At 44.1% G+C, this 12,261-nt stretch carries 10 protein-coding genes; 2 read left to right on the plus strand and 8 right to left on the minus strand.

Annotated elements, in window-relative coordinates; translation table 11 throughout:
• Positions 1-58 precede the first annotated feature (58 nt).
• Positions 59-2,020: a threonine--tRNA ligase gene (gene thrS / locus BQ7344_RS05275; RefSeq protein ID WP_072521724.1), complete on the minus strand. Its 1,962-nt coding sequence runs from the start codon at positions 2,018-2,020 to the stop codon at positions 59-61.
• 471 nt (positions 2,021-2,491) lie between these two features.
• Entirely contained in the window at positions 2,492-6,250 is a 3,759-nt protein-coding gene (locus tag BQ7344_RS05280; RefSeq protein WP_072521725.1) for a phosphoribosylformylglycinamidine synthase, read from the minus strand.
• Positions 6,251-6,418: 168 nt separating this feature from the next.
• Here BQ7344_RS05280 and BQ7344_RS05285 point away from each other — a divergent pair, with 168 nt between their 5' ends.
• Positions 6,419-7,288: a LysR family transcriptional regulator gene (locus tag BQ7344_RS05285; protein ID WP_072521726.1), complete on the plus strand. Its 870-nt coding sequence runs from the start codon at positions 6,419-6,421 to the stop codon at positions 7,286-7,288.
• Between the two features lie 103 nt (positions 7,289-7,391).
• Here BQ7344_RS05285 and BQ7344_RS05290 read toward each other — a convergent pair whose 3' ends face one another.
• The 5 genes from BQ7344_RS05290 to yedF all read right to left on the minus strand — a co-directional run bounded on the left by BQ7344_RS05290 (position 7,392) and on the right by yedF (position 9,765).
• Positions 7,392-8,228 (minus strand): Mrp/NBP35 family ATP-binding protein, encoded by an 837-nt coding sequence (locus tag BQ7344_RS05290; protein WP_072521727.1) that lies wholly within the window; start codon positions 8,226-8,228, stop codon positions 7,392-7,394.
• A gap of 15 nt (positions 8,229-8,243) precedes the next feature.
• A complete protein-coding gene (locus BQ7344_RS05295; protein WP_015542282.1) occupies positions 8,244-8,591 on the minus strand; it encodes a metal-sensing transcriptional repressor in 348 nt (115 codons plus the stop codon).
• A 70-nt stretch (positions 8,592-8,661) separates the two neighbouring features.
• Positions 8,662-8,889 carry a hypothetical protein gene (locus BQ7344_RS05300; RefSeq protein WP_072523365.1) on the minus strand — a complete coding sequence of 76 codons (228 nt, stop codon included), beginning with the start codon at positions 8,887-8,889 and terminating at the stop codon, positions 8,662-8,664.
• A 22-nt stretch (positions 8,890-8,911) separates the two neighbouring features.
• Positions 8,912-9,148 carry a putative Se/S carrier protein gene (locus BQ7344_RS05305; RefSeq protein WP_072521728.1) on the minus strand — a complete coding sequence of 79 codons (237 nt, stop codon included), beginning with the start codon at positions 9,146-9,148 and terminating at the stop codon, positions 8,912-8,914.
• Positions 9,145-9,765, minus strand: coding sequence for a sulfurtransferase-like selenium metabolism protein YedF (gene yedF, locus BQ7344_RS05310; protein WP_072521729.1), 621 nt, complete (start codon positions 9,763-9,765; stop codon positions 9,145-9,147). The genes BQ7344_RS05305 and yedF overlap by 4 nt, the downstream gene beginning before the upstream one ends.
• A gap of 331 nt (positions 9,766-10,096) precedes the next feature.
• Between yedF and BQ7344_RS05315 the strand changes: the two genes are divergently transcribed.
• Positions 10,097-10,669 (plus strand): xanthine phosphoribosyltransferase, encoded by a 573-nt coding sequence (locus tag BQ7344_RS05315; RefSeq protein ID WP_072521730.1) that lies wholly within the window; start codon positions 10,097-10,099, stop codon positions 10,667-10,669.
• Positions 10,670-10,741: 72 nt separating this feature from the next.
• Here BQ7344_RS05315 and BQ7344_RS05320 read toward each other — a convergent pair whose 3' ends face one another.
• Complete coding sequence (locus BQ7344_RS05320) at positions 10,742-12,241, minus strand: substrate-binding domain-containing protein (RefSeq protein ID WP_072521731.1); 1,500 nt, start codon at positions 12,239-12,241, stop codon at positions 10,742-10,744.
• Between the last annotated feature and the right edge of the window lie 20 nt (positions 12,242-12,261).

The following is a 12,261-nucleotide window of genomic DNA, read 5'->3' on the forward strand; positions in this document are numbered from 1 at the left end:
CGGATTTTGTCAAAACCGCGTGTCGTATGGCAAGAATTTCTCGTGTCCGTTCGACAGATTATTTATTCTCTTCCTGTACCTCGATCTTACGGATCGTTTTGTTTTTGATTTCTTCTTTGATCGCGCTCATGAAATCTCCGAGGTCTTTCATTCCTTCATCACCGAGGTAACGGCTTCTTACGGAAACTTTGCCCTCTTCCTCTTCTTTTGCACCGACAACCAACATGTACGGTACTCTCTCAAGACGTGCTTCACGGATTTTGTAACCCATTTTTTCGGAACGTCTGTCAACAGAGCAGCGGATTCCTTCTTCTTTCATCTGTGCCTCTACCTTGTCAGCATAAGCATTGAACTTTTCGGAGATTGGAATCACACGTACCTGTTCCGGGCAGAGCCATGTCGGGAACATACCTGCATATTTTTCGATCAGCCATGCCAGAGTTCTCTCATAGCATCCCATAGACGTACGGTGAATGATGCACGGACGTTTCTTATCCCCGTTTTCATCGATATAATACATATCAAACTGTTCAGCAAGAAGGGCATCCCACTGAATTGTGATCATGGTATCTTCTTTGCCATATACGTTCTTTGCGTTGATGTCGACCTTTGGTCCGTAGAATGCTGCTTCTCCGATATCCTCTGTGAACGGAATGTTCAGTTCTTCGAGCATCTGACGGATATCTTCTTCTGTCTCATTCCATACATCCGGTTCACCGATGTATTTTTCTCTGTTGTTCGGATCCCATTTAGAAAGATGGTAAGTTACATCTTCTTCTACACCAAGAACCTGCAGGCAGTACTGGGCAAGTGCGATACAGTCTTTGAATTCTTTGACCATCTGGTCTGGTCTTACGATCAGATGTCCTTCGGAAATTGTAAACTGACGAACTCGTGTCAGACCATGCATCTCACCGGAATCCTCATTACGGAACAGTGTGGATGTCTCACCATAACGCAGCGGCAGGTCACGGTAACTGTGCTGTTCTGCTTTGTATACATAATACTGGAACGGACATGTCATAGGACGAAGTGCAAATACCTCTTTGTCTGTCTCTTCATCACCCAGAACAAACATGCCGTCTTTGTAATGATCCCAGTGTCCGGAAATCTTGTACAGATCACTCTTTGCCATAAGAGGTGTCTTTGTTCTTACATAACCACGTTTTGTCTCTTCATCTTCGATCCATCTCTGCAGTTCCTGCATCATGATAACACCGTTTGGCATGATCAGAGGAAGGCCCTGTCCGATAACATCTACAGTTGTAAAGATTTTCATCTCACGGCCAAGTTTGTTATGGTCACGTTTCTTGGCTTCTTCCATCTGCTCCAGATGTTCTTTCAGTTCATCTTTTGTAGCATATGCTGTTCCATAAATACGAGTCAGCATTGCATTCTTTTCGCTGCCTCTCCAGTAAGCACTGGAAGAAGAAAGAAGTTTAAATGCTTTTACACCTTTTACACTCATCAGGTGTGGTCCGGCACAGAGATCTGTCCAGTCTCCCTGTGAATAGAAGGAAATTTCTTCTCCTTCCGGAAGATCTTCGATCAGTTCTACTTTATAAGGTTCGTTTTTCTCTTTGAAGTATGCGATCGCGTCTTCTCTTGATTTTGTGAAGCGCTCGATCTTCGCACCTTTTTTGATGATTTTTTTCATTTCTTTCTCAATTGCGTCCAGATCCTCACGTGAGAACGGTACGTGATCGAAATCATAATAAAATCCTGTATCAATAGACGGTCCGATAGCAACCTTTGCTTCCGGATATAAGTTCTGTACAGCCTGCGCAAGAACATGAGATGCTGTGTGACGAAGAACAGCAAGCCCTTTTTCATCTTTTGCTGTGAGAATGTTCAGTTCACAGTCACTGTCAAGTACTGTACGAAGATCTACAACTTCTCCGTTTACTTCTCCGGCACATGCAACACGTGCAAGACCTTCGCTGATGTCATAAGCAATGTCGATTACGGATTTTGCTTCTGAATACTCTTTTTTTGATCCGTCTTTTAATGTGATGATCATAGTTTTGAACTCCTTTTGTGTTTGAATAAATTTGTAAGTTTTTCCACAGGGACGAATGGATTTCTTTATTTTATCAACGTTTTTGTGTAATAGGAACATTACGGAGTAATTTTCTATTACACAAAAAAGTCCCTTACAATACACTTTATGCACTGTAAGGGACGAATAATCTACTCGCGGTTCCACCCTGCTTGCTGCGTCTGTCATAAGGCAGATCCAGCCACTCTTATAAGATGATAACGGAATCACCGGACCGTATTAGGGCCACTCGGAGATGGTCTTCGACTGCTTCCTGTTAAAATACTCTCAGCATGCGTATCTCTCTCTGGAACATTCCACAGTTTACTCTTCTCTTCAACGTGTTTCTTTATTCTGTTACCCATTATATCCACATGCTTTCCATTTGTCAATGGGTGATTTCACTTTTTGGTCAGACCAATATTACATAATCTGACTATAGCTCACCTGCGATTATTTAAAGTACTCTACACCGGATTCAAAAATCTTGATATCCTGCTCTCCGTAAATGTTGACAGCCACTCCATCGCCACGACGCTCGCTGTGTGCCATCTTACCGAGGATACGTCCGTCAGGACTTGTGATACCTTCGATGTTCATGTAGGAACCATTGACATTCCATTCTTCGTCTGCACTTAAGTTTCCATTCGGAGTTACATACTGAGTTGCAACCTGTCCGTTGGCAAAGAGTTTTGCAAGCCATTCATCGTTGGCAACAAAACGTCCCTCTCCGTGGGATGCCGGGTTACAGTATACACCGCCGAGCTGTGCTTTCTGAAGCCATGGAGACTTGTTGCTTACAACCTTGGTGTAAACCATCTTTGAGATATGACGTCCGATGGTGTTGAAGGTCAGTGTCGGAGAATCCTCTTTCTGTCCGCAGATCTCACCATACGGTACAAGGCCAAGTTTGATGAGTGCCTGGAAACCATTACAGATACCAAGTGCAAGGCCGTCTCTCTCATTAATCAGTTTCATAACGGCTTCTTTGATCTTTGCATTCTGGAATGCAGTTGCAAAGAATTTTGCAGAACCATCCGGTTCATCACCAGCGGAGAATCCTCCTGGGAACATAATGATCTGTGCCTGATCAATTGCTTTCTCAAAGAGTTCTACAGAATCATGGATATCTTCTGCTGTCAGGTTCTTGAATACTTTGACATCCACTTCTGCGCCGGCTCTCTCAAATGCACGTGTGCTGTCGTATTCGCAGTTAGTTCCTGGGAATACCGGAATAAATACACGCGGTTTTGCAACTTTGTGTTTGCATACATAAATGTTTTCTGCATGGTACAGCTCATCTTTTGCCGGTTTTTCATTTTCTTCACCGGAAACTGTCTTGAAGACTCTTTCCAGAGTTCCTTTCCATGCTTCTTCGGCTTCTTTTTCTGTAATCACGGTATTGCCGTAGGAGAATTTACCGTCATCTGTAACTTCACCGATCAGTGTATAGGTAATGGAAAGTTCTCCAACTTTGTCTGCCGGAACTTCCATGATGATATCGCCAAATCCTGGTGCAAAGAAGTCTCTTGGATCCAGATTATGTTCGATCTTCACTCCGAGTGCGTTACCGAATGCCATCTTGGAAACAGCTGCTGCAATACCATGGCGATCCAGTGCATAGGCAGAAACAACTTTGCCGTTCTGGATATCGTTATGGAGTTTTTCGTACTGATCCATGATTCCTGCGTAATCCGGAAGATCGTACTGATCACGCGGTGCACGGAGCCATACAAGTTTGTTTCCTGCTTTTTTGAGTTCAGGAGTGATCACATCCTGGATCTTAGCTACATCAACTGCAAAGGAAACAAGTGTCGGAGGTACATCAATCTCGTTAAAGGTACCGGACATACTGTCTTTACCACCGATGGACGGAAGGCCAAATCCCATCTGTGCCGCATAAGCACCAAGGAGTGCAGAGAATGGCTGACTCCATCTCTTTGGATCTTCGGTCATACGACGGAAGTATTCCTGGAATGTGAAGCGGATCTTCTTGTAATCACCACCTGTAGCCACGATTCTTGCTACAGATTCTGTTACTGCATAAGCAGCTCCGTGATATGGACTCCAGGATGAGAGATATGGGTCAAAGCCGTAGCTCATCATGGTAACTGTATCAGTCTTTCCGTTCTGTACCGGAACTTTAGCAACCATACTCTGAGTCTCTGTAAGCTGATACTGACCGCCGTATGGCATAAATACGCTTCCTGCACCGATAGAACCGTCGAACATTTCGACAAGACCTTTCTGGGAGCATACATTGAGGTCAGCAAGTGTCTCCAGCCATTTTGCCTTAACATTGGCAACGTCTGGTCTTTCTTCGAAGAGGTTTCCTTCCTTGTTCGGAATCTCAACCTCTACTGTTGTTTCCTGATGTGCTCCATTAGTGTCAAGGAATGCACGGGAAATATTTACGATTTCTTTGCCTCTCCATGTAAGAACAAGGCGTGGCTCCTCGGTAACGACTGCAACCGGGATTGCTTCGAGGTTTTCTTCGTTTGCAAAGCCAAGGAATTTGTCAACATCTTTTGGATCTACGACAACTGCCATACGTTCCTGAGATTCAGAGATTGCAATCTCTGTACCATCAAGACCGGCATATTTTTTCGGAACTTTATCAAGATCTACACGAAGACCTGCTGCCAGTTCTCCGATGGCAACGGATACACCGCCGGCACCAAAGTCGTTACATTTCTTAATGATATGACTGACTTCTTCACGTCTGAACATACGCTGGATCTTACGTTCTGTCGGTGCATTACCTTTCTGTACTTCTGCACCGCAGACTTCGATAGATGCCTCTGTATGTACTTTTGAGGAACCGGTTGCACCACCAATACCATCACGGCCTGTACGTCCGCCGAGCAGGATAATAATATCTCCCGGATCGGAATTTTCACGGATAACAGCACGTCTCGGAGCTGCACCCATAACAGCACCGATCTCCATACGTTTTGCAACATAATCCGGATGATAGACTTCTTTTACATAACCGGTAGCAAGACCGATCTGGTTACCATAAGAGCTATAGCCATGAGCTGCACCTCTGACCAGTTTTTTCTGCGGAAGTTTTCCTTTAAGAGTTTCTTTTACGGATACTGTCGGATCAGCTGCACCGGTCACACGCATTGCCTGATATACATAAGTACGTCCGGAAAGCGGGTCACGAATAGCACCACCAAGGCAGGTTGCGGCACCACCGAATGGTTCGATCTCGGTCGGATGGTTGTGTGTCTCATTCTTGAAGTTGATCAGCCACTCTTCTTCTTTGCCGTCCACATCAACCGGAACAACGATACTGCAGGCATTGATCTCATCAGATTCTTCCTGATCTGCAAGTTTCCCTTCAGATTTCAGTTTTTTCATTGCCATCAGGGCAAGATCCATCAGGCAGACAAATTTGTCATCACGATCTTTGTAAAGGACTTCTCTGTCTGCAAGATATTTTTCATAAGTCTTTACGATTGGTTCTTTGTAGTCGCCCTCATCAAACTTCACATCGGTAAGCTCTGTGGAGAATGTGGTATGGCGGCAGTGATCGGACCAGTATGTATCAAGTACACGGATCTCTGTCATAGACGGATCACGTTTTTCTTCGTTTTTAAAGTAATTCTGGATGTGCTGGAAATCCTTGAAAGTCATTGCAAGATTCAGAGAATCATACAGTGCTTTGAGTTCTTCTTCCGGCATATCTTTAAATCCGTCAAAGATCTTGACATCTTCCGGCTCCGGGAATACAGTAACCAGTGTCTCCGGTTTCTCGAGGCCTGTCTCACGGGAATCTACCGGGTTGATGCAGTGATGTTTGATGGCATCAAATTCTTCGGCTGTTATATGTCCTTCTATTACATAAGTAGTTGCAGAGCGGATGATCGGCTGTGCATCCCCTTCCAGGAACTGTACACACTGGACTGCAGAGTCAGCTCTCTGATCAAACTGGCCCGGAAGATATTCTACAGAGAAAATCTTTGCTTCTTCGGATGCCTCGAATTTCTCAAGATAAAGATCATCTACCGGCGGCTCTGCAAACACGGTTCTGCATGCTTTTTCAAAAACTTCATCTGAAATATTTTCTACGTCATAGCGAATCAGCACTCTGACATTTGATACGGATTTGATTCCGAGATAGCTGCTGATCTCGTGTTTTAATTCTTTTGCCTGTACTGCATAGGCTGGTTTCTTTTCTACATAAACGCGTCTTACGTTACTCATAAGTAAGAAACTCCTTTCAGATATGTGTTTGTCTTATAGTTATATATTATTTGTGACGCAGACACACTTGTGCTGCTTCAAAATATATAGTATCATAACAAATATCATTAGTAAAATTAATATATCTTATATTTTTTATTACTCAATCTTATCAATCAGGAGGTTCCTATGGACATCAATCTTGAACTCTACAAAGTTTTTTATTATGTTGCCACTTCTTTAAGTTTTTCGGAGGCATCCCGTCAACTTTTTATTTCTCAGTCTGCCGTGAGCCAGTCGATCAAAACACTTGAAAAAAAACTGAATCACACACTTTTTATCCGAAGCACAAAAAAAGTCCTCCTCACACCGGAAGGAGAACTTCTTCTGCAGCATGTCAAACCGGCTTTGCAGATGCTCGTCGAGGGAGAATCCCTGCTTTCCGGTGACAATATGCTGAAGGGACAGCTCCGTATCGGTGCCAGTGACACGATCTGCCGTTATTATCTGATCAGTTACCTTCAGCAGTTTCATCAGGCATTCCCTGATGTCCGAATCAAAGTTACCAACAGCACTTCGATCGGCTGTGTGGAACTTCTGGAAAAAGGCCAGGTCGACCTGATCGTCTGCAATTTTCCGAATTCACGTCTCGGCAATCATATACAGATCCGTGTCTTAAAAGAATTTCAGGATATTTTTGTAGGAAATCCTGAATATTTTCCTTTAAATGACATGCCCCGTGAGATGAATACTCTGCTTGAGTATCCGATCCTGATGCTGTCCGGCAAAAGTACGACCAGCGAATACCTTCATCAGGCATTTGCCTCTCAGGGGTTAAACCTGCTGCCGGAAGTCGAACTCAACAGCAACGACCTTCTGATGGATCTCGCCCGCATCGGACTCGGCATTGCCTTTATTCCGGATTATATGCTCTCGCCCGATGATTCCCTAAAACCGATTCCGCTTGCCTGTGGACTCTCACCCAGACAGCTTGTGATTGTCCACCATGACAATCAGCCGCTTTCACAGGCAGCAGAAAGATTTCTTGAAATATTGTAAACTTCCGGATGATTGCAGAATAATTTTTTATAATGTAAAAGGCCCGGCAGCCGACGAAGTTTATCTGAAATTCAGATTTTCTCCGCCTCTGTCGGGCATTTATTTACTCTGGCATTACTTCGACTGCCTTCGCGATATATTCGTTGTTGATCTGATCAAATGCTCCGCTGTCAGCCTTGGAAGCATAATCCATATCAATCGGCATCTTGCCTACAACCGGTACCTTCAGCTCTGCTGCAATCTCATCGATGTGACTTTCACCAAAGATCTTGATCGATTTACCGCAGTCCGGACATTTTACATAGCTGTAGTTCTCAACAATTCCAAGCACCGGAATCTTCATCATTTCAGCCATGTTGTATGCTTTCTTTACGATCATCTTTACAAGATCCTGTGGGGAACTTACGATCACGATTCCGTCGATCGGAAGTGACTGAAATACTGTAAGCGGTACATCACCTGTTCCCGGAGGCATATCTACAAAGAGATAGTCAATCTTGTCCCATACAACATCGGTCCAGAACTGTTTGACCATGTTTGCAAGGACCGGTCCTCTCCAGATGACCGGAGTGTCTTCTGTAGGAAGAAGCAGGTTGATAGACATTACCTTAATACCGTTGGCAGTCTCCATCGGATAGATACCGTTGTCATCCGCCTGAGCCGCACCTGTAAGACCATACATCTTCGGGATGGACGGCCCGGTGATGTCTGCATCCAGAATACCTACTTTATAACCTTTTGCTGCCATTGCGTTTGCAAGGGAACCTGTCACGAAGGATTTACCTACGCCTCCCTTACCGCTGACAACACCGATCACATGTTTTATATCAGAAAAAATATTTGCCGGTGCAAGAAAATTCTGTGGCTCGCTCTTGCCTTTGCTTGCACATCCTTCGCAGCTTGATTTGCTGCATGAGCTGTTACTGCATTCTTTTGCCATTTTATTGTTACTCCTTTATTTCATAAATCTGTCGATTGCCCGTTCCAGTTCTTTGATTGCATCTCTGTCACCATGCTCCACTGCATCCACAATACAATGCTCAATATGATCCTGAAGGATGATCTTGCCGGTATTGTTGATTGCTGACTTCACAGCGGAAAGCTGGATCAGCACTTCCGAACAGTCCCTGCCGTCCTCTACCATCCGCTTAATAGACTCCAGATGTCCGATTGCTCTGGATAATCTGTTCAGAACTGCTTTCGTCTGTTCATGGCTGTGATGATGACCATGTGGACCGTGAGAATGCTCGATCACTGTCCCGTCCTCACGAACATGTACATGGGTTTCTTTTGTCTCACTCATGTTTTCTCCTTTTGCCTGATTTTCAGGCATTCCGGTATTTTATTGCGTAAATATTATTATACCATAAATACTAAATCTCTGTAAAGGAGCATCGTTGTTTTATCTGAGAAGTCACAATATCAAATACAATCGTACCGTCCGGCAGAACAGTCTTGTCATAACTCACATCTTTTCCCTGAAATTTGTGTCTGACATACTCTTCCGGATCTGCAATCTCTACCTCTTCGACAAACACATCTCGCATCTGATTTCTGGGACACTTATTAAAAATCTCCCAGATCACTTCATATTCTTTCATAGTTTTCCACTCTTTCCGGATTTCAGACATCCAGCATCCACTTTCCTTCGATTTCTTCTGCAAATTCATGTTCCACCAATGCAAGGCAGTCCTTTTCTTCCTGCAAAACCGCCCAGGAAAGACCGCAGCTTGCCGAGATCTCGCGTGGTACCGGAATCAGTCTTCCGGGAATCTCATGTTCTTTGCAGAAACGCTCCACCGCGATTGCACCACTCGTATTAAAAAAGGTCAGAAGATATCTCGGTACTTTCTTTATCATGGTTTTACGACTTTGGATGCTTTCGCCATCGTTTCTACGATATCATACATATTGGTCACTTCGCCTACTTTGAGTTTCTCAGTCAGTCCGTAATAATTAAGACAGGTGCCGCAGGTCTTGATCGTCACGCCCTGTGCCTCCAGACTCTTTAAATCATCGAGCGAATCGGAGTCTTCTGTCGTAAGCGTCGCACCGCCATTATAAAACAGCATGGTTTTCGGAAGCTCATCAAGCTGTGTCACTGCAAAAAGGAATCCTTTCATCAGGACCTGACCGAGTTCATCATTGCCTCTTCCCATAGTCGCGGTATCCACAGCGATCACAAAATCACCCTTTACATCCGGAATGCAATTTATTTCTTCCGTTGTCTCGACTGAAGGCTTTCTGTCTTTTACACGAAGGGTCACATGAAATTCTCTGTCACTTGTTTTCTCTGCAAGAACCTCCGCTCCGGCATTTTTACCCATTCTTGTAAGATTCTGAACTGCAGTTTCATTATCTACAAGAACTGTAATCTCTGCATCTCCCTGCACACTGTCCAGAACCTTTTTTGTCTTTACAACCGGAATCGGGCACTGCTCGCCCATTGCATTTACTGTATATTTCTGTTCATCCATTTTATTACCTCCTGATGTCTGCTATTTTCTGAAATTAACCTCATTGTAGCAGACCTCTCTGACTTTTGCAACGCAGGTTACTGTTCACTCCGTTCACAGCAACTTGGTCAAAATCCATTCCAAATCACCTGCGGTGATGGGATTTTGCCCCGTATGTCTCGGGATTTTGCCATTGTTCATGGCAAAACACCTCGCGGAATACTACCTGTGAACAGTAACCAACGCAGGCTCCTTTTTAAAAATTTTGTCGAAAAGAATTGAACTTCTTCGAAGAATAGAGTATCATTATTATAATTTTATGAAAACGCTTAGAAATCAAAGGAGAGAAATCATGCAGCTTTTAAAGGACCGTATACTGAAAGATGGAATCGTAAAACCAGGAAATATTTTGAAGGTAGACAGTTTTTTGAATCATCAGATGGATATTACTCTCATCAACGAGATCGGCAAAGAGTTTAAAAGACGTTTCGCAGATTGTCCGATTACTAAAATCCTCACTATTGAGGCATCCGGCATCGGTATTGCCTGTATTACCGCACAATATTTTGATGTACCTGTCATTTTTGCAAAAAAAGCCCAGAGCCTGAATCTTGATGGTGAAATGTACTGTTCCAAAGTGGAATCTTTCACACATAAAAAAGTTTATGACGTTATCCTTTCCAAGAAGTTCCTCGGACCGGAAGACCATGTACTTTTGATCGATGACTTCCTTGCAAACGGATGTGCATTACTCGGACTCATCGATATTGTTAAAGAATCCGGTGCAACTCTTGAAGGTGCCGGCATTGTCATTGAGAAAGGTTTCCAGAACGGCGGGCAGAAAATCCGTGACATGGGTGTACGTCTGGAATCCCTCGCAATCGTAGATTCCATGACAGATGACTCCTTAACTTTCCGTGACTAATCTTAACTACGTAAAAGGAACCCCTGCTAGCTGACAGAGGTTCCTTTTTTGTTTGTCTTTTATATAATTCAATTATTTATTCTTTGTGGAACGTTTTAAAGTTATGCGTTCCTTTGGAGTTGGTGTCACCTTTTCCGTCGGTGTTGGAGTTGCAGTCTCCTCAGATTCTTCGGTAACCTCCGGAGTTATGGTTGCTTCCGGGCTTTCTGTTACCTCTGGCGTAGCAGTAACATCCGGTTCCTCAGTAATCTCCGGTGTCACAGTCGGCTCTGGTGTCGGTGTAGTTTCCGGTTTTACCTCATCTTCTGTATAATATCCGCTATCAATCAGAATCTCGTAATTATCTATATTGATAAGCTGTGGTTCGCACAGATAAGAAGCAATGATCTTTGTACCATTGTCATACTGTTCATAATCATTAACTTCCGGATCGTCTTCTCCATGCAGATATACATTTACCATATCTTCTGCCTGATCTGCCAGTACTCTGCGATCCATAAAGACGCTGCATGCAATTTCACTCTCTGCGATGTCCCTTACTGCATCCGCATCACATCCGACTCCTGTAATCATCGGCCAGTTTTCTCCCGGTGTCAGTCCGTTATTCTGAAGTGCATTCACCGCTCCTTCTGCCGCACCGTCAAAGCCTGTACAGATGATATCCGGTGCCTCTCCGTCCTGATAAGCTTCCTCCAGAATATCTTCTGCACGTGACTGTGCCTTGTCCATGCTCCATCTTAAGATACCGGTCTCTTCAAATGTAATCTGTCCGGATTTGCATACCAGTGTACCGTCATCCAGATACGGCTGCAGTTTTTCCATCAGTCCATTATAGAAAAACAGTGCCTGTGTATCATCCAGAGAGCCCATAAGAAACTCGATTGTCTTTGATTCTTTTGCCTCCTGAAGTTTCTCCAGTTCTTCCTTATCAATGATTTCCTGTCCGATCAGCTGTCCGATCTGACGTCCGCCAAAAGTCACATAATATTTTACTCCATCCGTATTCATAATCAGATCATCATATGCAATTACTGGAATTTCAGCCTCTTTTGCAGCTTTAAGTTCCTCACTTAAGCCATATGGATCTACCGGTGCGATCACCATTGCAGATACGCCTTCCTCTGTCATGTCACTGACCTGAGATGCCTGCTCATCTGCGTCATCCTGTGCATACATGATTACCGGCGCATAACCATCATCCGTAAACTTCGCCTCGAGTTCTTTGGCATCTCTGGTCCATTCATCTTCATTCGGAAGCAGAATCGCAATTTTCTCAGCGTCTGATGCGTCTGTTTCTTCCTCCTGTCCTTCCGCCTCTGTCGGCACCGATGTATCTGTGGCAGTCTCCTCTTTGACTGAAGAATCTTTATCAGAGGAAGTTGCTTTGTCTGAGGAATCTTGATCGGATTTTTTTTCTGTTTCAGTATCAGTCTCTACGTCTTCTCCTGCACCTTCTTTTTCGGTCTGCGCACTTTCACTGGCTGCCTCTGTTGCCTTGTTTTTGCCACAACCGGTGAACATGGTTCCGGTCAGCAATACTCCGAGTATGATACAAACTGCTCTTTTTTTCATGCTGATTTCCTTTCTGTCCT

This window comes from Blautia sp. Marseille-P3087 (assembly GCF_900120195.1).
GTDB lineage: Bacteria > Bacillota > Clostridia > Lachnospirales > Lachnospiraceae > Blautia_A.